Below are 25,423 nucleotides of genomic sequence, written 5' to 3'. Positions count from 1 at the left end.
AGGGCCTTGCGAGCGCCGGCCAGTTCACATGGCCGTCGCCGGGGTCCCGCCCGGAATCTCCCCGAGCGCGACCGGTCTTCGCTCGCGTCTCGACAGTTCACACGCCTCGGCGATCCGCAGCGCCTGCAAGGACTCCCGCCCGTCGCAGGGGTTGGCCCGCTCCCCGCGCACCACCTCCACGAACGCGTTCAGCTCCGCCTCGTACGCGGGACCGAACCGCTCCAGGAACCCCGGCCACGGCTTGTCCGCGGGGGGCGGCCCGGTCGGCTCGGTGGACGCGATCGGCGTCCGGTCGTCCAGGCCGACCACGACCTGGTCCAGCTCCCCGGCCAGCTCCATGCGCACGTCGTACCCGGCGCCGTTCAGCCGCGTCGCCGTGGCGGTGGCGAGCGTGCCGTCGTCGAGCGTGAGCACCACCGCGGCCGTGTCGACGTCGCCGGCCTCACGGAACATCACCGGCCCGGCGTCCGAGCCGGCCGCGTACACATCGGCGATCTCACGCCCGGTCACCCAGCGCAGTACGTCGAAGTCGTGGATCAGCGTGTCCCGGTACAGCCCGCCGGACAGCGGCAGCCACGCGACCGGCGGCGGTGCCTGGTCGCTGGTCAGCGCCCGTACGGTGTGCAGGCGCCCGAGCCGCCCGGACCGCACCGCCTCGCGTGCGCCCGCATACCCCGCGTCGAAGCGGCGCTGGAAGCCCATGTGCAGCACCGTCCCGGCCGTCTCGACCTCCTCGATCGCGGTCAGGGTGCCCGGCAGATCGAGCGCGATGGGCTTCTCGCAGAAGACCGGAAGGCCCGCCCGCGCGGCCCGGCCGATCAGTTCGGCGTGGGCCGAGGTCGCGGTCGTGATCACCACCGCGTCCACGCCCCACCTGAAGATCTCGTCCACGCCCGGCGCCGCCGTCTCGCCGAGCCGGCGCGCCAGCTCCTGCGCCCGCGCGCCGTCCGCGTCCGTGAGGATCAGGGAGCCGACGTCGCGGTGACGACTGAGCGTGTTGGCGTGAATGGTGCCGATACGGCCCGTACCGATGACCCCGATGCGCATGGAAACAAAGTGGGGGTTCGGTGCGTAGGCTGTCAATGCGTATGTCCGGACAATCGAACTACACGACTTCCCGTCAACAACGCGTAGAGCTACGCTCGGCCCGTGCCGAAACCAGAAGTGGACCCGACCGTGGAACTCGAGCTCAGTGTGGACCGGAGCAGTCCGGTGCCTTTGTACTTCCAGCTGTCCCAGCAGCTCGAGGCCGCGATCGAGCACGGAGCGCTCACGCCCGGCAGCCTGCTGGGCAACGAGATCGAACTCGCCGCACGCCTCGGCCTGTCCCGGCCGACCGTCCGCCAGGCCATCCAGTCGCTGGTCGACAAGGGTCTGCTGGTGCGCCGCCGGGGCGTGGGCACACAGGTCGTACACAGCCAGGTCAAGCGCCCGCTGGAGCTCAGCAGCCTCTATGACGACCTGGAGTCGGCCGGCCAGCGCCCGGCGACCAAGGTGATCGTCAACACCGTCGTCCCGGCGTCCGCTGAGGTCGCGGCCGCGCTCGGGGTGGCCGAGGACAGCGACGTGCACCGGATCGAGCGGCTGCGGCTGGCGCACGGCGAGCCGATGGCTTACCTGTGCAACTTCCTGCCGCTCGCCCTGATCGGCCTGGACACCGCACAGCTGGAGTCCACCGGCCTGTACCGGCTGATGAGGGCCGCCGGCATCACCCTGCACAGCGCCCGCCAGACCATCGGCGCGCGCGCCGCCACCGGCGCCGAAGCCGAACGGCTCGCCGAGGAGGAAGGCGCCCCGCTGCTCACCATGCAGCGCGTGACCTTCGACGACACGGGCCGAGCGGTCGAGTACGGCACCCACACCTACCGCCCGAGCCGGTACTCCTTCGAGTTCCAGCTGCTCGTCCGGCCGTAAGCGCCGCAGTCGCGCGGGCCTGGGCGGGGGTGGCGGAAGGGCCGCGCTGGTCGCAATGTCCGGACAATTCACTGTGACGCGTGCCCCCTTTGTCGCCCCGTTCGGCACCCAGCGTGAGCGTGCGGCAGAATCGGGCCTGATGAGCACCTACCGCGACTTCACCGCCCCCATCGGCTCCCGGCGAGCCCCCGTGCTCCGCACGGTCGGCTCGCGGGAGCGCCGTTCGCACCTGACCGCACCCCGCGTGCCCACTGTCGGGATCGACATCGGCGGCACCAAGGTGATGGCGGGCGTCGTGGACGCCGACGGGAACATCCTGGAGAAGCTCCGCGCGGAGACCCCGGACAAGTCCAAGAGCCCCAAGGTCGTCGAGGACACCATCGTCGAACTGGTCCTGGACCTGTCCGACCGGCACGACGTGCACGCCGTCGGCATCGGCGCGGCCGGGTGGGTCGACGCCGAGCGCAACCGCGTCCTGTTCGCCCCTCACCTGTCCTGGCGCAACGAGCCCCTCAGGGACCGCCTCGCCGGGCGGCTCGCCGTGCCCGTGCTGGTCGACAACGACGCCAACGCCGCCGCCTGGGCCGAGTGGCGCTTCGGCGCCGGCCGGGGCGAGGACCACCTCGTCATGATCACGCTGGGCACCGGCATCGGCGGCGCGATCCTGGAGGACGGTCAGGTCAAGCGCGGCAAGTACGGCGTTGCCGGCGAGTTCGGCCATATGCAGGTCGTGCCGGGCGGCCACCGCTGCCCGTGCGGCAACCGCGGCTGCTGGGAGCAGTACAGCTCCGGCAACGCTCTGGTCAGGGAGGCGCGCGAGCTGGCCGCCGCCGACTCCCCAGTGGCGTACGGGATCATCGAGCACGTCAAGGGCAGCATCGGCGACATCACCGGCCCGATAATCACCGAGCTGGCCCGCGAGGGCGATGCCATGTGCATCGAGCTGCTGCAGGACATCGGACAGTGGCTCGGCGTCGGCATCGCCAATCTCGCGGCCGCCCTGGACCCCTCCTGCTTCGTGATCGGCGGCGGTGTGTCGGCCGCGGACGACCTGCTGATCGGCCCCGCGCGGGACGCCTTCAAGCGCCACCTCACCGGCCGCGGCTACCGCCCCGAGGCCCGGATCACCCGCGCCCAGCTCGGCCCCGAGGCCGGCATGGTCGGCGCCGCCGACCTGGCCCGTCTGGTCGCCCGCCGCTTCCGGCGCGCCAACCGGCGCCGGGTCGAGCGGTACGAGCGTTATGCGCGGTTCGCCGAGGCCCGCCGAGCGTCGCAGGGGTCGGCGTGACCATGTCCCTACCCCGCCAGGCCGACTCCCCGGACGAGCAGCAGCCGACCGAGGACCGTCGCCACAAGATCCGGCGCAGGGCACTCACCCTGCTCATCATCGTGCTGCTCATCGGCGTGCCGGCCGGTTACCTCGTGATCTCCGCCAACCAGAGCCGCGACAGCGGCAAGGACAAGGAGGAGAAGTACTCGGCGACCGGCCTCTCCGAGGGCTGGCCGTCGAAGGTCCAGCGCAGGCTCTACCAGATCCCGGTCCCGGATCCGTCGGGCAAGGTCGCCTACTACGAGACGAACAACTGGCGGACCAGCCGTCTCTACGTCCAGTTCCAGACGCCCAAGGGGAACCTGGACTGGTTCCTGAAGAAGATGGGCGTCAGCTTCGGTGAGCTGAAGCCGGACGCCATCACCATCAGCGCCCGCGACCAGAAGGTCACCGGCTGGGACTTCAAGCGCCCCGGCCCGTGGTACGGCCTCGTCAACAATCAGAAGGACCCGGCACCGACCCAGGACGTCGTCGTGAACATGTCCGACCCGGACAATCCGTTCGTGTACGTCGTCTCGCGCACCATCCCTTGATGATCCCGTCGACGACTCCGTGAAGTCGCGGCCCGTTCCGGTCGTCCGGACCGGTCGCCCTGAACGGTCGCCGGGGCCGATTGTCAGACCCCGCCCGTAGAGTCGGAGACGGTTGATCCGACTCATGGGCGGGAGGTGACAGGACGTATGAGCGACAGGCTTGCGCACGGCGGCGACACCGCGGTGGCCGAGCGGCCGGGAGGCGGCGCCGTCCCCGTCCGCCTCGCGGCCGTCTTCCTGCCCGGCTCCCTGCCGCGCGAGGGGCGGATCGCCTTCTGGGATCCGGACGGTGGCCCGCTGCCCGCCGAGGACACCGAGCTCACCGTCGTGCGCCGCCATGGCACCGGAGTCCGCCGCAGGACCACCCCCGCCCTGTCCTTGCCGCTCGGCGAGGCGCTGCCGCTGCTCGTGCGGGCCCGGCGCGACCCGGCCGCCCATCCCGCCACGGCCTGCTGGGGCGCGGCCGCGCTGCATGCGCTGCGGCTCACCGCGCGGGGCCGGCTGCTGCCCGGCCTCACGCCCATCGGCCATGACGCCTGGCGGGCCGGTCCCCTCGACCCGGACGACATCGCCCACCTGCGAGCGGTCGCCGCCGCCCTGCCCTCCGAAGGCCATGCGGTCCCGCTGCCCGGCCCGGGTCCGCTGCGACTGCCCGAGCCCGAGGCGCTGATGCGCTCCTTCCTGGACGCCGTCGCGGACACCCTGCCCCGCACCCCCGCCGCACCGCACGCCTCGGGCAAGCCCTTCGCCGCGCGCGAGGCCCAGCCCCTGCCCGCCGCGCACGAATGGGCGGCCGAGGTCGCCGCCGGCATGGACGCGGGCGTGCGGGTCTCGCTCCGGCTGGACCTCTCGGCCTACGACCTCTTCGACGACCGGGACGACGGCGTACGCAGCGCGGGCGCGGCGATCGTCCAGGTGCACAGCCTCGCCGACCCGACCCTGGTGGCCGACGCGGCCGCCCTGTGGTCGGGGGAGGCCGACGCTGCCTTCGGGCCACGCGCGCGGGTGGACGCGGCGCTGGCGGTGCGGCGGGCGGCCCGGGTGTGGGCCCCGCTCGACCGGCTGTCCGAGCAGGACGTGCCCGACGTGCTGGCCCTGTCCGACGAGGAGTTGGGCGACCTGCTCGGCGTGGCGACGACCCGCCTCGCTGCGGCCGGAGTGGCGGTGCACTGGCCCCGGGACCTGGCCCATGACCTGAGCGCCGCCGCGGTCGTACGGCCCGCGCCAGGCTCGGCGACCGACGGCACCGGCTTCTTCGAGAGCGAGGAACTCCTCCAGTTCCGCTGGCAGTTGGCGATCGGCGGCGACCCGCTCAGCGAGACCGAGATGGACGCGCTCGCCGAGGCACACCGCCCGGTCGTCCGGCTGCGGGACGCCTGGGTGCTGGTCGACCCGGCCCTGGTCCGCAAGGCCCGCAAGCGCGAACTGGGCCTGCTCGACCCGGTCGACGCGCTGTCCGTCGCCCTCACCGGCAGCGCGGAGGTCGACGGCGAGACGGTCGAGGCGGTACCGGTCGGCGCCCTGGCCGCCCTGCGCGACCGGCTGACGTCGGGGGTACGCCCGGCCGAACCGCCCCCGGGACTGCGGGCGACGCTGCGGGACTACCAACTCCGGGGCCTGGCATGGCTGGACCTCATGACGTCCCTCGGGCTCGGTGGCTGCCTGGCCGACGACATGGGACTCGGCAAGACGATCACGGTCATCGCCCTGCATCTGAAACGCGCGCGGACGGCCCCGACCCTCGTCGTCTGCCCGGCCTCGCTGCTCGGCAACTGGCAACGGGAGATCACCCGTTTCGCGCCCGGAGTCCCCGTGCGCCGCTTCCACGGCCCGGACCGCACCCTGGAGGACATGGACGGCGGCTTCGTCCTCACGACGTACGGCACGATGCGGTCGGCGGCGCCGACTCTGGCCCAGCACACCTGGGGCATGGTCGTCGCCGACGAGGCGCAGCATGTGAAGAACCCCTACTCGGCCACGGCGAAGGCCCTTCGCACCATCCCGACGCCCGCGCGCGTGGCGCTGACCGGCACACCGGTAGAGAACAACCTCTCCGAGCTCTGGGCCCTGCTCGACTGGACGACCCCCGGCCTGCTCGGTCCCCTGAAGTCCTTTCGCGCCCGGCACGCCCGCGCAGTGGAGAACGGCGAGGACGAGGAGGCGGTGGACCGGCTGGCCCGCCTGATCCGGCCCTTCCTGCTGCGCCGCAAGAAGTCCGACCCCGGAATCGTCCCGGAGCTACCGCCCAAGACGGAGACGGACCACCCGGTCCCGCTCACCCGTGAACAGGCGTCGCTGTACGAGGCGGTGGTGCGTGAGTCGATGTACGTCATCGAGACGGCGGAGGGCATGGCGCGCAAGGGCCTGGTCCTGAAGCTGCTGACGTCCCTGAAGCAGATCTGCGACCACCCGGCCCTCTATCTCAAGGAGGCCGAGGCGGCGGCGCCGGACCGCCTGGCCGTCCGCTCCGGCAAGCTGACGCTGCTGGACGAACTGCTGGACACCTTGCTGGCCGAGGACGGTTCGGCGTTGGTGTTCACGCAGTACGTGGGGATGGCCCGCCTGATCGCCTCCCACCTCGCCGCCCGGGCCGTCCCGGTGGACCTGCTCCACGGCGGCACGCCGGTCCTGGAGCGCGAACGCATGGTGGACCGCTTCCAGAGCGGCGAGACGCCGGTCCTGGTCCTCTCCCTGAAGGCGGCGGGCACCGGCCTGAACCTGACCCGTGCGGGCCATGTCGTCCACTTCGACCGCTGGTGGAACCCGGCCGTCGAGGAACAGGCCACCGACCGCGCCTACCGCATCGGCCAGACCCAGCCCGTCCAGGTCCACCGCCTCATCACCGAGGGCACGGTCGAGGACCGCATCGCCGAGATGCTCGAATCCAAGCGCGCCCTGGCCGACGCGATCCTCGGCACCGGCGAATCGGCCCTCACGGAACTGACGGCCCGAGAGCTGTCCGACCTCGTGTCCTTGCGGAGGGAGTCATGACGGGGGCGGGGAGCGGGGGCGACGAGTCGAGCCGGCAGGAGGAGTTGAGCCGGCGGGACGAGTTGAGCCGGCGGGACGAGTTGAGCCGCCAGGCGAAGCCGAGCCGACCGGACGAGCCGCCTCGCGACGAGGAGCCCGTGCCCCGGCCGGCCGACCTTGCACGCCGGGCGTTGCGGGCTGCGCGGGAACAGCGGGAGGCGATGTCAGGGGGGATCGCGGAGCAGGTCGGGGCCTCTTCCGACGGCCCGGACGCGTCGGACGCCCACGCGGACGCTCCCGATGCGTCGGACGGTGACGGCCCCGAGGCGCGACCTGCCGCGCCCCTCGCCCCCGGTGAGGACGGGGACCGCTCGCGCACCGCCTCGGAGTCCGCCTCGCGCGTGCTCGGCATCGAGACCGGGCCACGAGGGTCGCGTCCCGCGGATGCCGCCCGGGAAGCGCTGCGCGCCGCGCTGGGGGAGAGGCGGCGGGCCCAGTCGGAGGAAGCCGACCGGGCAGCCCAGGGCACGCGTCGATCGCGACGAACCGCACCCGCCGGCGCCGAGGGCCGACGGAGCCCGGCCGGCGGGACCGAGGACCAGCGTGCCCGTGAGGTACGGCGCTGGCTCGCAGGCGCCTTCCAGATGCCCCCCTCGGACGCGCCCGACGAGGACGACTCAGGCACCGGTGCGATGCCGGATCCGACTGCACAGCGGCGGAAGATGCCGGCGAACCCCAGCCCGGCTTCCCCTTCGACCAGGCCAAGCCCCGCTCACCCCGAGGGGGACTCACCCGAACCGCCCGTGGCCCGCTCCGGCGGCGATCCTTCACCGGCCGATGCCGGCGACCCCGACCCTGGCACCGACCCCGACCCCGACCCCGACCCCGACCCCGACCCTGGCACCGACCCCGACCCCGACCCCGACCCCGACCCCGGCACCAGCACCGGCACCGCGCCGCGTACGCAGGCACAGTGGGGGCCCGCCACCGCCACCACCCCCGTTACCCCCGCCACCCCTCAAGTCCCCCGTTCCATGGCCGCCCCCGGCCGGGACGGTGAACTCCGGCGGACGTTCCCCGCCTTCGCCCCCCGCCCGGCGGACGACGCCCGCTTTGCCGAGACCTGGTGGGGCAACGCATGGGTGACCGCCCTGGAAGAAGGCGCGCTGGATACCAAGCGGCTGGCCCGCGGGCGCGGTTACGCGCAGGAGGGGCACGTCGATGCCATCACCGTGACGCCGGGACTCGTGCTGGCGTATGTGCGGGGCAGCCGTCCGCGGCCGTACCGCGTGCAGGTGAGGCTGCGGACGCTGGAGGACGCCGACTGGGCACGGTTCCTGGACGCCGTGGCCGAACGGCCGGGGCACATCGCGGCGTTGCTGGACAAGGAGATGCCCCAGTCCCTCGCCGACTGCGGGGTGCCGCTGTTGCCGGGGCCCGCTGACCTGGACCCCCGCTGCAGTTGCCCCGACCGCGGGCACCCCTGCAAGCACGCCGCCGCCCTGTGCTACCAGACCGCACGCCTGCTGGACGCCGACCCCTTCGTCTTGCTCCTGCTGCGCGGCCGAGGAGAACGCGCCCTGCTCGACGCCCTGTCCCGCCGCAACGCCGCCCGCGCGGCCCGCGCCGCACAGGAAAAGGAACCGGCCCCACCGGCGGGCGTAAGAGCCACCGATGCCCTGGCCCCGGACCGCCGACTCCCCCGCTGCCCGCGCCGTTGCCCGTGCCCCCGCACCCCGAGCAACCGCCCGTCTATCCGGCGGCCCCGGGCGGCCCGGACCCGTTCGCGCTGGACCAGTTGGCGACCGACGCGGCGGCCCGGGCGCACGCCCTCCTCGGCACCGGCCGCGATCCGGTGGCCGAACTGACGCTGTGGCAGGACGCGGTCCGGCTCGCTGCCGCCCGTCCCGGTTCCGGCCTCACCGCCGGCACCCGCGCGCTGTACTCCTCCTTGTCCGCCGCCGCAGACCGCACCCCGGCCGAGCTGGCCCGCGCGGTCGCGGCCTGGCGGCAGGGCGGCCTCGACGGGCTCGCCGTGCTCGAAGAGCCCTGGGATCCGCCGGCCGGCCGTTTCGACCGCGCCCGCCCGCTCCTGCTCGCCGCCGACCTCCCCGCCTTCCGCCCGTGGCGCAACCACCTCACCCACCCCCGCGGCCATGTGCAGCTCCGCCTCGGCCGGGAGGGCCTGTGGTACCCGTACGAATCGGAGCCGGGCCACGACGACTGGTGGCCCCGTGGCACCCCCGACCTGGACCCGGTCGGCGCCCTCACGGGTCTCGGCGCCTCACCGGAGGGCTGAGCCGACTCGGACCGGCATCCCGTGAAGACCGTGTGCCCCTCGCTCGGCACCACCTGGCACAGGTCGTAACGACCGTCCACGGGCGTCCGGCCGATCCAGGGCAGGCGCGTATTGCCACGTCAGGACCTCGCAGTCCGGGGGAGTCCGCACAGTCGGTGAGACCTGTGTGAGAACGCGTGAGATGCCCGTGAGATGCCAAGCCCGCCAGGACGGCCTGGCGTGGCCTCTGTACGCGGTGGGTTACGACGGCGCGCAGGGTCCAGGGTGGGCTCTTGAGCGCGAGACCGGCTTGGGCCGGCACCTGGCCCAGTGGCTCGTCGTGAGGGTCGCAAGCACGACTCCTTCAAGGCTGGGGCGGTGATCACTGGCCCAGCGCATCACCGCCGACCACGCACGTGCCCGCCGGCACCGAGCCGGTCGCTCGCGTTCGGCGGCGTATTCACTGCTTCCTGTACGGTCTCGGCGAGCTGGTCCATAAGGGCGCCTGCCCGCATTTCCCGAAAATACTGCACGCCGGTGAATCAATATCTGTTCCCATGAGGTGAAGGTTTGACGGACCATGAAGTGAGCGTTTTTGCCGCGATAAGCTGAGTGGCATCATGTAACGTGCGCAGGCAGTTCCGGCGTGCTACTGTCGATCTCAGTTGCAGTTGTGGTTCCCAAAACTTCAAGTGCCCCCACTCGTCTCCTGTCGGTGGGAGCGCTTTTGTATTTCCGGTCATTTTCCGGGCGGGGTAATCATCGCGGCGACATGGCGTCCGCGCAGTGCGGATTCCGATGTACTGCCCCAAAGGAGATATGACATGGCTGCTGGTACCGTGAAGTGGTTCAACGCGGAAAAGGGCTTCGGCTTCATCGAGCAGGACGGTGGCGGCGCTGACGTGTTCGCCCACTACTCGAACATTGCCGCGCAGGGCTTTCGTGAGCTGCTCGAGGGTCAGAAGGTGACCTTCGACATCGCGCAGGGTCAGAAGGGCCCGACGGCCGAGAACATCGTTCCGGCCTGACGCTGACGCGTATTTTGTAGCTGGGGCCCGCATCCTTCGGGGTGCGGGCCCCAGCTGCACGCATCTCTTGCAGCGGTTTCGCGGGTCGACGCGGAGGAATCCGCGGTCCCGCCACACGCGGCCCCTCCGTCAGGGATGCAGGTGCATCCCGAAGAGTTGCACCGCTGTCGACGCCCGGATCTGAAGGTCCCCATCGCGTCACGCATTTCAGCACCTGCGCCCCGGAGATTTCCGTCGGCCAGATCTGCTTTCTTACCGCCGGTCCATACCTGTAATTCTCCATGCCGCTCATCGCTGCGGGAATTCCTTGATATGTGCCACATCGAGGAGGGTTCCGCATGAACCGCACCCGTACGAACAACCGCTCCGCCCGCACCCGTAATGGCAGTGTCGACGCCGGAAAGGGCGGCGGCCGCTTCGGCTCGCAGGCGCCGCGCCGTTCCGGTGGTCCCGCCCGTGCCGGCGGTTACGGCCGTCGGCCCGCCGCGGTGCAGGGTGAGTTCGCGCTCCCCAAAACGATCACCCCCGCGCTGCCCGCCGTTGAGGGCTTCGCCGATCTCGCCATGCCTGAACAACTGCTGACCGAACTCGGCAAGCAGGGGGTGACCGCACCGTTCCCGATCCAGGGGGCGACGCTGCCGAACTCCCTGGCGGGACGTGACGTCCTGGGCCGCGGGCGTACCGGTTCCGGCAAGACTCTCGCCTTCGGCCTCGCCCTGCTCGCCCGCACCGCTGGACAGCGTGCCGAACCCGGCCAGCCGCTGGGATTGATCCTCGTACCGACGCGTGAGCTGGCGCAGCAGGTGACGGACGCGCTCACACCGTACGCCCGCTCCGTCAGGCTGCGGCTGGCCACGGTGGTGGGCGGGATGTCGATCGGCCGGCAGGTCGGCGCGCTGCGCGGCGGGGCCGAGGTCGTCGTCGCGACCCCGGGTCGGCTCAAGGACCTCATCGACCGTGGCGACTGCCGGCTGGACCAGGTGGGCATCACGGTGCTGGACGAGGCTGACCAGATGGCCGACATGGGTTTCATGCCGCAGGTCACCGCGCTGCTCGACCAGGTGCGTCCGGAGGGGCAGCGGATGCTGTTCTCCGCCACCTTGGACCGTAACGTCGACCTGTTGGTGCGCCGCTATCTGACCGACCCCGTTGTGCATTCGGTCGACCCGTCGGCCGGTGCGGTCACGACGATGGAGCACCACGTCCTGCACGTCCACGGCGTCGACAAGCACGCTGCCACGACCGAGATCGCCGCCCGCGACGGCCGCGTGATCATGTTCCTGGACACCAAGCACGCCGTCGACCGGCTGACCCAGGACCTGCTCAACAGCGGGGTCCGGGCCGCGGCGCTGCACGGCGGCAAGTCGCAGCCTCAGCGCACCCGCACGCTGGCGCAGTTCAAGACGGGGCACGTCACCGTGCTGGTGGCGACCAATGTCGCGGCGCGCGGCATCCACGTCGACAACCTCGACCTCGTGGTCAACGTCGATCCGCCGACCGACCACAAGGACTACCTCCACCGCGGCGGTCGTACCGCCCGCGCGGGCGAGTCCGGCAGTGTCGTCACCCTCGTGACACCGAACCAGCGCCGCGGCATGGTCCGCCTCATGTCGGATGCCGGAATCCGGCCGCAGACCACCCAGATCCGCTCGGGCGACGAGGCCCTGAGCCGGATCACCGGTGCCCAGGCCCCGTCCGGCATCCCGGTCGTCATCACCGCACCGGTGGTCGAGCGCCCCAAGCGCAGCTCGTCCTCGCGCGGCCGACGCCGCCCCGCTTCGGCGAGCCGGCGCGCCCCCGTACGCCAGTCCGTCTTCGGCGCGGTGGCCTAGAACATTCGTGATCAGGAAGCTGGCCCATCTCTGTAGGAGGCACCTTTTGACGCTGGTTCAGATGCAACCCCGCCCGGTGGACGTCAACCCCGTGCACAGGACGGTGGCTGAGGTCATGGACGCGGCCGGACCGCAGGTCTGTGACGACATGACCGTCGAGGTGGCGCTGGCCGTCATGGCCGCCGCCCGCACGGGTCAGCTGCTCGTCTGCGACGAGGACGGCCAGTGCACCGGCCTGGTCACCCAGACCGAACTCACCGCCGTCCGCGACAGCTCCGCATACACGGACCGCGTCCGCCTGCGCGAGATCCTCGGCGACCCCGGCTCGTTCACCTCACCCGTGACCACGATGGCCGAAGCCGAGCACGCCATGCGCACTCGTCGGCTCGGTGTCTTGCCGGTGGTCGACGAGCAAGGCAGCGCGCTGGGCATCCTCGCCCTCTCCCACTGAAATCGCCTCACCTCTGATCGGACCGCTCTCCCTTTCTCCCTGTGAGGTCACATGCGTTGCGTCATCGCCCGCTTCCCCTTCGAGCTCACCAAGGGCGGCGTGCTGGAATCGATGAAGGGCGTCAAGCCCGAACCGGTCACCGGCGAGTCGGTGATCATCGGCCGTCGCCACTACCCGCTCAAGCAGGTCGGCCAGGTCATCACCCGACAGGACCGCCGTGACTTCAGCGCCGCCGAAGTCCTCCGGGCCATGACACAGCTTGGCTTCACCTGCCGCACCCTCCCTAAGGCCGCGCCTCCGGGCATCCTCGGCTCGCTGCAGCACGCCTCCGCGATGCTCGGCACCCCCGTCACGGTCTGACGGGTAAACAGGCACGGGCCGACACCTGACCAGCAGTGTGGGCGCGACCGGTACGCCGGTCGCGCCCACACTGCTGGCAGCGGTTTCCGTTGCCGTCGCTCAGTGGTCGGAAGAGCTGAAAGTCGCCCACGGTCCAGGTGCTGACGTCCTCGATCGCAGCCTGGTACATCCCGCCCGTCTCCGGGATACCCACCGTGCCCTGCAGGATCCGGGCGACATGGAAGTGCAGATGCGTGGGTGGCCCTTCCTTCTTCGCGGGAGTGTCGAAGACGGCGGCGAACTCGCCCAAGCGGGCGGAATCCGTTAGCACATCCGACACCCTCTGCCCCCACCTGGCTGCGGGAACCGGTCGACCGGTGATGACAGCGCCACCGGTGGCCACGGTCAGGGAAATCTGATTGCTCTGCTCAGACTCCGCCAGGGCGGCGACGTCAACGAGCAGCTCGTCAGGCTTCGACGTGAGAATGGACTGTAGTCGCCGGCCATCCGGCTGCTTGAGCGGTGACGCTACCGGGCAAGGCAAGCGCTCACGGTCTTGCCGCGGGAGGCCCGGCGGGTGACCGCCGTTGCGCGGGCGAGGCGGTTGACCTTGGGCCAGCCGAAGCCCCCGGTGCCGCCGTTCAGGTCAGGGGAGCGCATGCGCGGCACATGCCGACTGGGGTCGTGAACGGCGACCCCGATGGTGTCGGTGTGCGCAGTCAGGTCCAGGGTGCAGGTGCCCCCGCCGTGGCGCGGGGCGTTGGTGACGAGCTCGACACGACCAAGGCCACGGTGTCAGCGGTTTCCGGCGCCACGGTCGGCTGCCGCCAGCCTTCGAGGAAGGCCCGTGCCGCATCACATGCGTCGGCGAAAGGACCACAGTCGACGCATGGTGGCACGCTGCCGTGAGCCCGTCTCTCGCGGCCCACGGTCTGCTTGAGCAGGAGCGTCAGCCCCCGGATCGCGGCACCCGTGGGCACATTTCCACGAGCTGCTCGATCACCGGGATCGTCGAGGGCGGCGCAGGCCCTCGTGCCACGTCCGTCAATGGCCTACCTGCGGGGCGTCACGGCTGGAAGCGTCCGTCCCGGTCGGTGGTGTTCTTCACGAGAAACGATATGCCCAGTGTTGGCCGGTGCCCGCCGACGGTAGCCGCGGCGCAGTCGGCGACGTCACGCTCAGCCCGACGTGCTGCGCGGCTGTGGGGCACTGCGAGCGCCGGACTGAGCCTCGGAGCTGCTTGAGCCATCCGGGGACCGGTCGAGGCAGACCGGTAGAGGCGGATTGCCTCGTCTTCGCGCGCCCGGAAATCTATGCCAGCCGGAGTAGACATTGGATGGTGGTCTGGTTATGGTTTCTCTCGTAGTCGAGATCGAGCGAGGTCCGGCAGAGATGAACTGCCAGGCAGTGGTGCAGCAGTTGCAGTTTTGCAGGGCGGTGCGGTGGTGGAGTTCCGGAGCCAGAGCGGTTACAGGACGGTGACGGGACTGACGACCGGACCGGGTGGCCCGCAGTGATCAGGGGCCGCCATGAGCAGTACCGCAGTGGCAGTACCCGTAAGTGAAGGTTCGCAGTACCCAGCAGTGAAGTCAGTGAGCAGTACCTCGGTGAAGGCGTCGGCTGCGGGCGCGCGCATCGGGAGGTTCGGCAGTGGGGTTCCAAGCCAGGGCAGACGCACTACGGGCGACGGGGCTGGCTGCCGAAGAGTGGCGCTGTTCGAGGCCACCAGCAGTTCGCGGTACCAGCAGTTCGCAGTTTCCGTTAGTGAGTAGTTGCTCAAGAGGGAAGAACGGAGGAGCCGAGCGCCATCAGGATCGCCCGGGCGGAAGTCTTGGACCCGGGTACCGCAGGACATCGATAGTGAGGTGGTCTCCGGTCAGGCAACCGCGATCCCCGCGCCCCCGACAGCGTCTCGGTCGGGTCTGCGGAAACAGAGGGCCGGTGCACTATCAGGGCCGGCAGATGGTGTAGTAGTTCCTTCGGGGCCCTGGTGCCAGTACGGCGCCAGGGCCCCTCCACGCGTTCCCCAGAGAGGTGCAATGACAGCAGACGACACGCTCGGCCGTCTCGATGACGACGACTACCCCGCCTACACCATGGGCCGGGCCGCCGAGATGCTCGGCACCACACAGGGCTTCCTCCGCGCCATCGGCGAAGCCCGCCTTATCACCCCACTCCGCTCCGCAGGCGGCCACCGCCGCTACTCCCGCTACCAGCTGCGCATCGCCGCCCGGGCCCGGGAACTCGTCGACCACGGGACCCCCATCGAGGCCGCCTGCCGGATCGTCATCCTCGAAGACCAGCTCGAGGAAGCCCAGCGCCTCAACGCCGAATATCGCCGCGCCGCCAATCCAGCGAACCAAACGGCAGCAGCATGAGATGAGCGTGCCCGTCAGCGTCGGCGGGCACGTACGTACGGTCTCGGTGTGCGGCGTGATCATTTCCTATGGTGACGCGGCGTGTGGGCGTGTAGCGTCTGCGTCAGCTGTCGTGGTTCGGATTTCTCTCTTGCCCACGCCTCTGGTGTGGGCGTTTTGCTGTGCTGTGCCGCAGGGACCAGGGCGATCACCTCCGCCTGCCACATGGAGTGGGAGGCGTTCATCGGCTGGAAGGCATGACCATGGCTCAGGGAACTGTGAAGTGGTTCAACGCGGAGAAGGGCTTCGGCTTTATCGCCCAGGATGGCGGCGGCCCGGATGTCTTCGCGCACTACTCCGCGATCAACTCCACAGGCTTTCGTGAACTCCAGGAGGGCCAGGCCGTGACGTTCGAGATCACCCAGGGCCAGAAGGGTCCGCAGGCCGAGAACATCAACCTGACCTGACCTCGCAGACCTGCCCGCGGGATCGTGCACACCGGGTGCGGTGGCCGCCGCCCGTGCGGGCCCTGCCGCCCACCCGGACGAAGGCGCCTGCTCTCGTGCCGGGCCGGCACAGGATCAGGGGCCGCGCAGCCATTGCTGCGCGGCCCCTGATCTGCGGAGGCCCTGGACCGGTGCGACTTCGGCCCGGAGCTTTCTGACCCAGTCGCTTCAAGCGTCGTCGGGTACGGGAGCCGCATGTCCTGCGCGGCTGCCGTGCAGCTTGGGAAGAGCCGACGTTCAGACGCTCGTCCAGGCATCGAGGAAGGCTTTCCGTCCAGCCGGATCATCCGACCTGCGGTCTGCGTGCAGGACGCGCCAGGCGGTGAGCTCGAGATCTCGGAGCCACAGTTCTCCGATGACCTGTGTCTTGAGGTCGGGCAGATGGTCGGACTCGACGAGGGCCTGACCGATCACCTCCCCGGCCGCGACGCGCTGGGGCGGGGTCATCTCGTTGAAGGCCGAGAGGACCTGCCGGGCCAGGGCTGTTCCCTCTCCTGCAAGCGAACGCAGCACCAGAGCCTTGATGTTGACGGGCAGCAGGTACGCGGTGCCCGACGACCTCCACAGGTCCGACCAGAAGCGTTCTCCTGCCTTGGTGGGGGCAGGCAGCGCGGCCAGCAGCCCAAGGAGATGGCCGGTGGCCGCATAGCCGTCGCAGTGGGCGGCTGCGACGACTGCGATACCGGCGACGCCCTCCACATCGAGTCGGCCGGCTTCGAGATGCGGAGCCAGATCCAGTTGGTGTTCCAACTGGCCTGCGAGGGCGCTGGATACGTGGGGGTGGACCTCAGGAAGCATCGGCGATCCTTGTGCGTAGGCGAGCGGAGATGCCCGTTCGGAAGCCCTGATCGTTCCCATGACCAGCCGTTCTACTCGGCTTCGGCAGGCCCAGTTGGCGGTCTCGCTGCGCAGGCCGCTGCGCGGGCCGTGCTCAGCGGTCGTGCCCCGGCCCGGGCCAAAACCCGCGACGGTCCCGTGCACAGCGCCCGAATGTTCAAACTCGCCAAGGACTCCGCCGTCAAGGCCCGCACCCAGGCGATCAATCAGCTCAGGGCCGTCCTGGTCACAGCCGACCCCGCCCTGCGGGAGCGGTTGTCGAGCCTGGGCAATGCCGAGCTGTTGCGCACCTGCGCGCGCCTCAGCCTGCGCGACGGGGACGACGAGGACGCCGCGGCCCAGGCCACCCACATCACCCTGAGCCTGCCGGCCCAGCGCATCGAGCAGCTCACAGGGCAGATCGATGAGCTGAATCAGCGCCTGACCCGGCTCGTCGAACGCCACGCCCCGCAACCGCTCATACCGGTGGGCATCGGCCCGGACAGCGCCTTCACGCTCCTGATCACTATGGGAGACAATCCCGAGCGGCTGAACACCGAGGCGTCCTTCGCCGCTTTGTGCGGGGTCAGTCCCATCGAGTACTCGTCGGGCCGGCGGAGCTCGCGTCGGCTCAACCATGGCGGCGATCGGCAAGCTAATGCGGCCCTGCACGGCATCGTGTTCACTCGGCTGCGTTTCGATCCGCGCATCCAGGCGTACTACGAACGCCGCACCCAGGAGGGCAAGACCCGACGTGAGATCATCCGATGCCTCAAGCGATATGCCGCCCGAGCGGTCTACAACCTGGTCAAGACGGTATCCACCGAACCCCAGTCATAGGGGCGTCCGTGATACGTGAGAGGGTCTGGGGCGTGAGTGAGACACCACCGAACACCCTGCAATACCGCTTTGACGGGCCAGAAGACGCTCCGGTCCTGATCTTGGGTCCCTCACTGGGCACCACCTGGCACATGTGGGACCGCCAGGTCCCCGAGCTGACCCAGCAATGGCGGGTGTTCCGGTTCGACCTGCCGGGGCACGGTGGCGCGCCCGCGTACCCGGCGGGCTCCGTGGCCGAGCTCACCGACCGGCTGCTCGCCACCCTCGACGGCCTCGGCGTGCAGCGCTTCGGCTACGCGGGCTGTGCGTTCGGCGGCGCACTCGGCATCGAACTCGCCCTGCGCCACCCGGAGCGCCTCGCCTCGCTCGCGCTCATCGCCGCCTCGCCCCGGTTCGGCACGGCGGACGAGTTCCGCCAGCGGGGCGTGATCGTGCGCACGAACGGCCTCGACCCCATCGCCCGCACCTCGCCCGACCGATGGTTCACCTCCGGTTTCGCGGCCGCGCAGCCCGCCATCACCGAGTGGGCCGTGCAGATGGTGCGCACCACCGACCCCGGCTGCTACATCGCCGCCTGCGAGGCGCTCGCCTCCTTCGACGTACGGCCGCAGCTCGGCGGCGTCGCGGTGCCCACGCTCGTCCTCGTCGGCTCGGACGACCAGGTCACCGGCCCCGCCGAGGCCCGCACCCTGGTCGCCGGCATACCGGACGCCCGTCTCGCCGTCGTGCCCGGCGCCTCCCACCTCGTGCCGGTCGAGCAGCCCGCCGCCGTGACCGACCTGCTGGTCCGGCACTTCTCCACCGCCTGGCAGCCCGCCTACGACTCCACGACCGGGCAGATGGCCATCGTCGCCGCCCCCGTGAAGCCGGTCCTGAGCGCCTCGCCCTCGCAGCCCGCGCCCGTCGCCGAGATAGCCCCCGCCGTCGTGGCACCGCAGACGACGGGACGGCCGGACCCGTACGACGCGGGGATCAAGGTCCGTCGTGAGGTGCTCGGCGACGCGCATGTCGACCGGGCGCTGGCTCAGGCGGACGAGTTCTCGGGGGACTTCCAGGAGTTCATCACGCGCTACGCCTGGGGTGAGATCTGGGACAGACCCGGGCTCGACCGGCGCTCCCGCAGCTGTGTCACCCTCACCGCCCTGGTCGCGGGCGGCCACATGGACGAACTCGCCTTCCACACCCGCGCCGCCCTGCGCAACGGCCTCACGCCGGACGAGATCAAGGAAGTGCTGCTGCAGGCGGCCGTCTACTGCGGCGTGCCGGCGGCGAACACCGCCTTCAAGGTCGCCCAGCAGGTCATAAGGGAAGAGACCACTCCGCAGGAGTGAGGACCCGCAGCGGCCGCATCCGCAGGAGCGGGCATCCGCACCCGGCGCGCGTCAGGATGGGGCCATGAAGCTCACGAAGAAGTCGCACGCCTGCGTCCGGCTCGAGAAGAACGGGCAGACGCTGGTTCTCGATCCCGGCGGATTCAGCGAGGACGACGCCGCGCTCGGCGCGGATGCGATCCTCGTCACGCACGAGCACCCCGACCACTTCGACGAGGGGCGGCTACGGGCGGCCATGGAGGCCAACCCGGCCGCCGGGATCTGGACGCTCGGCTCCGTCGCGGAGCAGATCGCGGCGGCGTTCCCGGGGCGTGTGCACACGGTCGGACACGGCGATACCTTCACCGCCGCCGGCTTCGACGTCCAGGTGCACGGCGAACTGCACGCCGTCATCCACCCGGACATCCCGCGCATCACCAACGTCGGCTACCTCGTCGACGGCGGCAAGGTCTTCCACCCCGGCGACGCCCTCACCGTTCCCGACCGCCCGGTGGAGACGCTGATGCTGCCGGTCATGGCCCCCTGGAACAAGATCGCGGAGGTCATCGACTACGTCCGCGAGGTCAAGCCGCAGCGCGCCTACGACATCCACGACGCCCTGCTCACCGACCTGGCCCGGCCGATCTACGACCGCCAGATCGGCGGACTCGGCGGCGCGGAGCACCTGCGCCTGACGCCGGGGGACTCGGCGGAGGTGTGAGCGGTGCCACCCTGGGCGGGACCGGGTTGTCAGTCCCGCCCGGTAGGTTGTCAGGCATGCGCATCGCGACCTGGAACGTGAACTCGATCACCGCTCGCCTGCCGAGGCTCCTGGCCTGGCTGGAGAGCAGCGGCACCGATGTGCTGTGCCTCCAGGAGGCCAAGGTCGCCGAGGACCAGTTCCCGTTCGACCCGCTGCGCGACCTCGGCTACGAGGCGGCGGTCAACGCGACCGGCCGGTGGAACGGCGTGGCGGTGCTCTCCCGCGTCGGCCTCAAGGACGTCGTCAAGGGCCTGCCCGGCGACCCCGGCTTCGACGACGTCGTCGAGCCCCGCGCCATCTCCGCGACCTGCGGCCCGATCCGCGTCTGGTCGGTGTACGTGCCCAACGGCCGTGAGGTGGACCACCCCCACTACGCCTACAAGCTCCAGTGGTTCGAGGCCCTCAAGGCGGCCGTGGCCGGCGACGCGGGCGGCAGCCGCCCGTTCGCGGTGATGGGCGATTACAACGTGGCGCCGACGGACGACGACGTCTACGACGTTGCCGCCTTCGAGGGGCTCACCCACGTCACCCCCGCCGAGCGCGCCGCCCTCGCCTCCCTGCGCGAGTCCGGCCTGTCCGACGTGGTCCCGCGCCCCCTCAAGTACGACCACCCGTACACGTACTGGGACTACCGCCAGCTCTGCTTCCCCAAGAACCGCGGCATGCGCATCGACCTGGTGTACGGCAACGAGCCGTTCGCCAAGGCGGTCACCGACTCGTACGTGGACCGCGAGGAGCGCAAGGGCAAGGGCGCCTCGGACCACGCGCCGGTGGTCGTGGACCTGGACGTGTAGGGCACGTGCCCTCCAGCCCGTCCGGCGCTTGAGGACGAGGCCGTTCAGGCCGATACGGGGGTCCGGGGCAGAGCCCCGGACGGCCACCTCGGACGTCCGCGCAGCGCCACCTCGGACGTCCGCGCAGCGCCACCTCGGACGTCCGCGCAGCGCCACCTCGGACGTCCGCGCAGCGTCACCGCACCAGCGCCCGCAGATCCACCGACCGGGCCAGCGCGGCGAGCCCCGCGTCCCCGGGATGCAGATAGTCCCCGCTGTCGTACGCGGGCAGCAGCCGGGACGGCCGCGCAGGGTCCCGTGCCACCGCGTCGAAGTCGAGCAGGCCGTCGAACGCGGCGCCGGAGCGGATCCACTGGTTCACCGCGGCCCGTTCGGCGTCGACGGCGGCCGTGCACCGCGCCTCTCCCTCGCACGGCAGGATCGTCGCCGCCAGCATCCGCAGCCCCCGCGCGTGCCCCCGGTCCGCGATCGCCCGCAGCCCGGCGATGACCTGCTCCGCGGTCGTGCCCCAGCGCACATCGTTGATGCCCTCGAACACCACCGCCGTACGCGCCGAGGTCTGGGCCAGGACATCCCGGTCGAAGCGGTTCAAGGCGCTCACTCCGGCCGTGTCCGTGGAGACCCCGTCACCGGGGTACCGGTCGGAGACCACACGGTTGCCGGAGATTCCCTGGTTGAGCACCCCGTAGCGCGGGACCACAGTCTGGTTCAACAGTCGTGTGGCGAGCACATTGGGCCACCGCCGGTTGGCGTCCGTCGTGGACTTCTCGCCGTCGGTGATCGAGTCCCCCAGCAGCACCACGGACCCCGGCCCGCCGCTCACGTCGACACCGGTCAGCAGCGGCCAGCTGGTCAGGACCGTGGGGTAGGCCGATGCGGAGACGTCCGCCGTGTGGTCGCCCGGTGCGCTCACGTACGACCGCTGCTGCGCGAGCCGGTGCACCGGCGCGGCCGGCACGGTCCCGGGCAGATGGAAGCTCACCAGCAGATTGCTGTCCGCCGGCACCTGGAACCCGAGCGGATCGCTGTACGCCTGTGCCCCGGCCGGGATCTCGACGCCCGCCGCACCCCGGAAGAGCACCCGGACCGGCGTCCCCTTCGCCGCCGCGCCGGCCGCCTGCACCGCCACCGTGGCCCCGCCGACCCGCACCGGCGCCGCCGCGAAGGTGTTGTCGAACCGCAGCCGCACCCGCGGCCCGCCCGCCGAGGTGTGCACCACCAGGCGCAGCGTTCGGTCGGTCCACGGGCCCACGGTCGGATAGCCGCCGGTCGCGGCCGCCCAACTCCCCGTCCAGCCGGTGGCCGGGGCCCGTACCGCCAGCGTGAACACATGCAGCCCGCTCGCCTGCGGCAGCCGTACGGACGCGACCTCGCGCCCCGCCAGGATCGGCACGGTGATCACGTACAGCCGCGCCCGCTCGGCGAGTTGGCCGTTCGGCGTGTTGATGTGGGACAGGGCCACCGCCTTGGTGGCGAGCGGGCCGGTGCGCCAGTCGGGGGCGGTCAGGTTGTAGGTCGAACGGGCGCCGCCGGCGTACGACACCGTCCCCGCGCCGCCGACATCAAAACCGTCCGTGCCCGCCACGAGGAACGCGAGGGCGTCACCCCGCCCCTGCACCTTCACGTCCTGTCCGGCGGCCTGGACGTTGTCGGCCTCACCCGGCTGCCGCTTCGGCCAGGTCAGCCGGGCTCCCTGCACGGTCAGCGCCCGGCCGGGTGTCCAGCCGGCGGCCGCCAGGGCCTGTGCGGACAGCGAGCCGCCCGCCCCGTCGAAGTCCGCCTCCGCGGGCCGGGCGTCGTCGCTGACGGCCGTGTTGTCGAAGAGCCGCTCCAGCGGGAGCGGCCCGGCTCTGCGCTCGGGGGCGGCCTGTGCGGAAACCCCCGGCACCAGGACCGCGAAGACAGCGAGGACGACCGCGGAACTCCACACACGTCGGCGCAACTCCGACTCCTCCCGTTCACGACCGCTCAGGACTGCGTATGACTGCGCATGACAAGTTCAAGCGAGACGTTCAGGCGCGACACTCGGACGACAGGCTCGGTTGAGACGTTCGGACGAGACGCAAGACGCACCGAGAAGTTAGAGAGGCACCCGTGACCCGTCAACGCGCCATGCCCGAACTCGGCGTGAACTCGACCGGAATCGGCGGCCAGCGCGCCTGTGGTGCGTACGGCAGGACGAATGACACGCTGGGCGTATGAAGATCCCTTTTCTGGGCAGCCGGCGTGCGAAGCGCGGAGCCCCCGACCCCGAGGGCATCGCCGAACTCCTTGCCGAATGTGAACTCCTGCGCTCGCACGCGTCACGCGCGGGGGTCGAACTCGACGACACCACGGCCTCGTTGGAGGCGGTCGACCAGCTGGTGCCACGCTGGCGGGAGGACGAGGAGATCCTGCCATGGCTGGGTAACGACGCCGGTCTGTATCTCGGCACGGTCATCGTGCGCACCGTGCCCGGAGCCGCCTGGAAGATCCGGCCGGACGGTCAGCCGGTCGTAAGACTCGCGTCCGGCCGTGAGTTCGATGTCGTAGCCTCGGGGCAGGAGTGGGCCGCGAGCGGTGTGCCCGAGCTGTCGCAGCTGTATGCGGAAGTCGCGGAAGCGTAAGGCTCTGGCCTGCTGTTCGACATAAGTTCGGCGTAAATACGGCTTATGCCCGAAAAGTGCGTGTCGTGCATTAAGTCCACTCTTGCCCGGATAGTTTGCGGAAACCGCTACACAGCTGAGAGTGACTGGGGCTGGGCATGGCTGGCGATCCACTGATCGAGCTGCGTGACGTCAACAAGTACTTCGGGGACCTGCATGTCCTGCAGGACATCAGCCTCACCGTCGGCAAGGGGGAGGTGGTCGTGGTCATCGGCCCCTCGGGATCGGGGAAGTCGACGCTGTGCCGGGCCATCAACCGGCTGGAGACCGTTCAGTCAGGCACGATCAAGCTCGACGGGCAGCCGCTGCCCGCCGAGGGAAAGGCACTCGCCCGGCTGCGCGCCGAAGTCGGCATGGTCTTCCAGTCCTTCAACCTCTTCGCCCACAAGACGGTCCTGCAGAACGTCTCGCTGGGCCAGGTCAAGGTCCGCGGGCGCAAGAAGGACGAGGCCGACCGGCGCTCCCGCGAACTCCTGGAGCGCGTCGGCGTGGCCGACCAGGCCGACAAGTACCCCGCGCAGCTCTCCGGCGGCCAGCAGCAGCGCGTGGCCATCGCCCGGGCCCTCGCGATGGGGCCCAAGGTGATGCTGTTCGACGAGCCGACCTCCGCACTCGACCCCGAGATGATCAACGAGGTCCTCGAGGTCATGCGTCAACTCGCCGAGGACGGCATGACGATGATCGTCGTCACCCATGAGATGGGCTTCGCCCGCTCGGCCGCCAACCGCGTCGTGTTCATGGCCGACGGCCGCATCGTCGAGGACCGCAGCCCCGAGGAGTTCTTCACCGACCCCAGCAGCGAGCGTGCCCGGGACTTCCTCTCGAAGATCCTCCACCACTGAGCGGGGAGTACGACCCATGCCGAGACGAACGGCGTTTGTGGACACCGCGATCCCCTCCGCGTCCGACCTCGACTACGATGTTCCGTCCGTCCCCGAAGCCGTGGTGGTGACCTCGGCCGCGACCAGGGACGCTGCTGCCGGGTGGGGTTCCCCCCACGGCCCCTAGCAACAGGGGCAGCAGGGGGCAGCAGTTACAGAGCCATACCCGCCCGGCGCCGGCCGGAGATCACTGCTCGCGCAGTGGAATCGACACGTACGACGGGTCGTTCGCCGGTGAGGAGAAGGTCAGCCGTGCGCCGGACGGGTTGTGCTCGATGTAGAGCGGGTCGACCGTGTCGACGACCAGGGCCAGCCGGTGCCCTGCCGGGACGTCGTAGGCCGTGGAGTACAGCTCCAGGTCGACGCCGAACGGCTTTCCGGGCGTACGTCCGTGGAAGGTGTACGGCGCGTTGCTGACCAGCTTGCCGAGGCCGAGCGGGCCCACGTCGTACAGATAGGCGACGAGGGTGCCGCTCTCCTTGGTCGGTGTGACGGTGGTGTGCAACTTCGCCGTGCCGCGCACGCGTTGGGCCGTGGCGTACTTCTCGGACTGCCACACGGCCGCCCAGAGCCGGGGGAGCAGCGGGATCGAGGCCATCGGGGGCAGCTGGGCCACCTGGTCGAGGATGCTGGACAGGAAGACGACTCCGCCGTCCGCGCCCGAGTTGACGTTCGTGCGGATCGTGGTGGAGCCGCCCAGGGCGATCTTCTTGTTCGTCGCGCCGACCGACTTCCAGTCCGGGTAGCCCTCGTAGCCCCCCGCGGAACGGGACTTGAGCTGGACCGGCAGCTCGCCGTTGATGCCGTTGTCCTCGCCCTTGAGGTAGTGGTCGAACCAGCGTTCGGTGTCCGTCCACACGTCGTTGGGCAGGCCGAACAGGCCGGTCAGCTCGGCGGTCGCGTGGTCGCCCGGGCGGAACTCCAGGCGCTTGGGGCCGGTCAGCTTCTCGTAGAAGTCCGCGTACTGGTTGGGCTGGAAGACCGTGTCGCCCCACGCGTTGGCCATCATCACCGCGGCGCCGCTCTTGTTGAGTTGATCCACGTATGTTGCGGCCGAACGTTTCTTCCCCCAGTTGATGATGTCCTGTTCCCTGGACAGGTCGGAGGCGTAGAAGTCGTCGAAGATCTGCCGGAGTTCGGCGCTCTGGCGGCCGGTGACCAAACTCGCGCCGTCCAGCAGTCCGGCGGCCTGGAGGTGCTGGGTGCGGCCGGCGTAGATCGAGCCGATGAGGTCGGCCCAGCCGCTGAGGGCGGCGACCGCCCTGACCCGCTTGTCGTGCGCGGCGGCCAGCAGGCTGATGCCGGCGCCGTACGAGACGCCCGCCATGCCGATGTGCTGCGCGTCGGACGGGGTGTTGGCGAGCGCCCAGTCGATCACCTTGGACGCGTCGGCTATGTCGGGCGGGCCCGCCACTTCTATCTCGCCGCCCGACTGCCAGAAGCCGCGGACGTTGTAACTGACGACGACATAGCCCGAGTTCGCGAGCTTCTGGGCCTGTGCGAAGTACTCGACCTGGGGCAGGCCCCAGCTCGTGGGCATGACGAGCAGCGGGTAGCTGCGCGTGCCGTCGGCGCCGGCCGGTGTGACGACGTTCGCCTTGAGGGTGGTGCCGCCGTCGCCGGCGATGTCGACGAAGCGGACGCTGTTCGGGGCGGCTTGGGCTACGGGGGCGAGCCCGAGGGCGCTACCGGCGATCAGAGTCGCGGAGACGGCGCCCACGGCGGTCGTACGCAGGGCCTTGCGATGGTGTCCCACGGGTCACTCCTCACTCGTGTCAGTGCAAAGTGACCCGACGGTAACCGCGGCCTCTTACCGCAAGTAACCCCTCGGTAAGT

At 70.6% G+C, this 25,423-nt stretch carries 21 protein-coding genes and 2 pseudogenes; 17 read left to right on the top strand and 6 right to left on the bottom strand.

The features are described from left to right. Positions 1-24: 24 nt before the first annotated feature. Positions 25-1,047, bottom strand: coding sequence for a Gfo/Idh/MocA family protein (locus OHO27_RS07670; protein ID WP_328421572.1), 1,023 nt, complete (start codon positions 1,045-1,047; stop codon positions 25-27). A 129-nt stretch (positions 1,048-1,176) separates the two neighbouring features. Between OHO27_RS07670 and OHO27_RS07665 the strand changes: the two genes are divergently transcribed. From OHO27_RS07665 to OHO27_RS07625, 9 genes and pseudogenes are all read left to right on the top strand, one after another. Continuing rightward, positions 1,177-1,914, top strand: coding sequence for a GntR family transcriptional regulator (locus OHO27_RS07665; protein WP_328430376.1), 738 nt, complete (start codon positions 1,177-1,179; stop codon positions 1,912-1,914). Between the two features lie 139 nt (positions 1,915-2,053). After that, on the top strand, positions 2,054-3,202 hold the full coding sequence (locus OHO27_RS07660) for an ROK family glucokinase (protein ID WP_328421569.1): 1,149 nt from the start codon (positions 2,054-2,056) through the stop codon (positions 3,200-3,202). Beyond that, complete coding sequence (locus OHO27_RS07655; RefSeq protein WP_328421567.1) at positions 3,199-3,777, top strand: sugar kinase; 579 nt, start codon at positions 3,199-3,201, stop codon at positions 3,775-3,777. The genes OHO27_RS07660 and OHO27_RS07655 overlap by 4 nt, the downstream gene beginning before the upstream one ends. A gap of 147 nt (positions 3,778-3,924) precedes the next feature. Then, positions 3,925-6,768 (top strand): DEAD/DEAH box helicase, encoded by a 2,844-nt coding sequence (locus tag OHO27_RS07650; protein WP_328421565.1) that lies wholly within the window; start codon positions 3,925-3,927, stop codon positions 6,766-6,768. Continuing rightward, positions 6,765-9,046, top strand: a pseudogene (locus tag OHO27_RS07645) (SWIM zinc finger family protein). The gene OHO27_RS07650 and the pseudogene OHO27_RS07645 overlap by 4 nt, the downstream one beginning before the upstream one ends. An 803-nt stretch (positions 9,047-9,849) precedes the next feature. Then, positions 9,850-10,053, top strand: coding sequence for a cold-shock protein (locus OHO27_RS07640; RefSeq protein WP_023586116.1), 204 nt, complete (start codon positions 9,850-9,852; stop codon positions 10,051-10,053). 338 nt (positions 10,054-10,391) lie between these two features. After that, positions 10,392-11,885 (top strand): DEAD/DEAH box helicase, encoded by a 1,494-nt coding sequence (locus tag OHO27_RS07635; protein WP_328421562.1) that lies wholly within the window; start codon positions 10,392-10,394, stop codon positions 11,883-11,885. A gap of 46 nt (positions 11,886-11,931) precedes the next feature. Further along, positions 11,932-12,336, top strand: coding sequence for a CBS domain-containing protein (locus OHO27_RS07630; RefSeq protein WP_328421560.1), 405 nt, complete (start codon positions 11,932-11,934; stop codon positions 12,334-12,336). Positions 12,337-12,387: 51 nt separating this feature from the next. Further along, a complete protein-coding gene (locus OHO27_RS07625) occupies positions 12,388-12,696 on the top strand; it encodes an SCO5918 family protein (RefSeq protein ID WP_328421558.1) in 309 nt (102 codons plus the stop codon). On the opposite strand, the gene OHO27_RS43090 is transcribed toward OHO27_RS07625, so the two are convergent. Further along, positions 12,686-13,006 (bottom strand): hypothetical protein, encoded by a 321-nt coding sequence (locus tag OHO27_RS43090; protein WP_443059520.1) that lies wholly within the window; start codon positions 13,004-13,006, stop codon positions 12,686-12,688. The genes OHO27_RS07625 and OHO27_RS43090 overlap by 11 nt on opposite strands. A gap of 197 nt (positions 13,007-13,203) precedes the next feature. Continuing rightward, positions 13,204-13,574, bottom strand: a pseudogene (locus tag OHO27_RS07615) (ATP-binding protein). A 1,140-nt stretch (positions 13,575-14,714) separates the two neighbouring features. On the opposite strand from OHO27_RS07615, the gene OHO27_RS07610 reads away from it, so the two are divergent. Both OHO27_RS07610 and OHO27_RS07605 read left to right on the top strand, forming a co-directional pair. Further along, on the top strand, positions 14,715-15,053 hold the full coding sequence (locus OHO27_RS07610) for a MerR family transcriptional regulator (protein ID WP_328421556.1): 339 nt from the start codon (positions 14,715-14,717) through the stop codon (positions 15,051-15,053). A gap of 242 nt (positions 15,054-15,295) precedes the next feature. Next, positions 15,296-15,499, top strand: coding sequence for a cold-shock protein (locus OHO27_RS07605; RefSeq protein ID WP_328430375.1), 204 nt, complete (start codon positions 15,296-15,298; stop codon positions 15,497-15,499). A 276-nt stretch (positions 15,500-15,775) separates the two neighbouring features. Here the strand turns inward: OHO27_RS07605 and OHO27_RS07600 are convergent, their stop codons facing one another. Then, positions 15,776-16,336: a hypothetical protein gene (locus OHO27_RS07600; RefSeq protein ID WP_328421554.1), complete on the bottom strand. Its 561-nt coding sequence runs from the start codon at positions 16,334-16,336 to the stop codon at positions 15,776-15,778. Positions 16,337-16,528: 192 nt separating this feature from the next. On the opposite strand from OHO27_RS07600, the gene OHO27_RS07595 reads away from it, so the two are divergent. The 4 genes from OHO27_RS07595 to OHO27_RS07580 all read left to right on the top strand — a co-directional run bounded on the left by OHO27_RS07595 (position 16,529) and on the right by OHO27_RS07580 (position 20,061). Further along, positions 16,529-17,194: a transposase gene (locus OHO27_RS07595; RefSeq protein ID WP_328421552.1), complete on the top strand. Its 666-nt coding sequence runs from the start codon at positions 16,529-16,531 to the stop codon at positions 17,192-17,194. A gap of 32 nt (positions 17,195-17,226) precedes the next feature. Next, entirely contained in the window at positions 17,227-18,525 is a 1,299-nt protein-coding gene (gene pcaDC / locus OHO27_RS07590; protein ID WP_328421550.1) for a bifunctional 3-oxoadipate enol-lactonase/4-carboxymuconolactone decarboxylase PcaDC, read from the top strand. Positions 18,526-18,589: 64 nt separating this feature from the next. Further along, positions 18,590-19,225 (top strand): MBL fold metallo-hydrolase, encoded by a 636-nt coding sequence (locus tag OHO27_RS07585; RefSeq protein ID WP_328421548.1) that lies wholly within the window; start codon positions 18,590-18,592, stop codon positions 19,223-19,225. A 56-nt stretch (positions 19,226-19,281) separates the two neighbouring features. Beyond that, positions 19,282-20,061 carry an exodeoxyribonuclease III gene (locus OHO27_RS07580; protein ID WP_328421546.1) on the top strand — a complete coding sequence of 260 codons (780 nt, stop codon included), beginning with the start codon at positions 19,282-19,284 and terminating at the stop codon, positions 20,059-20,061. Between the two features lie 175 nt (positions 20,062-20,236). Here the strand turns inward: OHO27_RS07580 and OHO27_RS07575 are convergent, their stop codons facing one another. Further along, positions 20,237-22,003, bottom strand: coding sequence for an SGNH/GDSL hydrolase family protein (locus tag OHO27_RS07575; RefSeq protein WP_328421544.1), 1,767 nt, complete (start codon positions 22,001-22,003; stop codon positions 20,237-20,239). A 256-nt stretch (positions 22,004-22,259) separates the two neighbouring features. Between OHO27_RS07575 and OHO27_RS07570 the strand changes: the two genes are divergently transcribed. Beyond that, positions 22,260-22,667: a DUF6278 family protein gene (locus OHO27_RS07570; protein WP_328421542.1), complete on the top strand. Its 408-nt coding sequence runs from the start codon at positions 22,260-22,262 to the stop codon at positions 22,665-22,667. Between the two features lie 137 nt (positions 22,668-22,804). Then, entirely contained in the window at positions 22,805-23,548 is a 744-nt protein-coding gene (locus OHO27_RS07565) for an amino acid ABC transporter ATP-binding protein (RefSeq protein ID WP_328421540.1), read from the top strand. A 226-nt stretch (positions 23,549-23,774) separates the two neighbouring features. Here OHO27_RS07565 and OHO27_RS07560 read toward each other — a convergent pair whose 3' ends face one another. Continuing rightward, positions 23,775-25,343: a CocE/NonD family hydrolase gene (locus tag OHO27_RS07560; RefSeq protein ID WP_328421538.1), complete on the bottom strand. Its 1,569-nt coding sequence runs from the start codon at positions 25,341-25,343 to the stop codon at positions 23,775-23,777. Between the last annotated feature and the right edge of the window lie 80 nt (positions 25,344-25,423).

The sequence above is a fragment of the Streptomyces sp. NBC_00443 genome, assembly GCF_036014175.1.
Lineage (GTDB): Bacteria > Actinomycetota > Actinomycetes > Streptomycetales > Streptomycetaceae > Streptomyces.
Note: the sequence above shows the minus strand (reverse complement) of the source record. Positions and strands in the feature narration are given on the sequence as shown.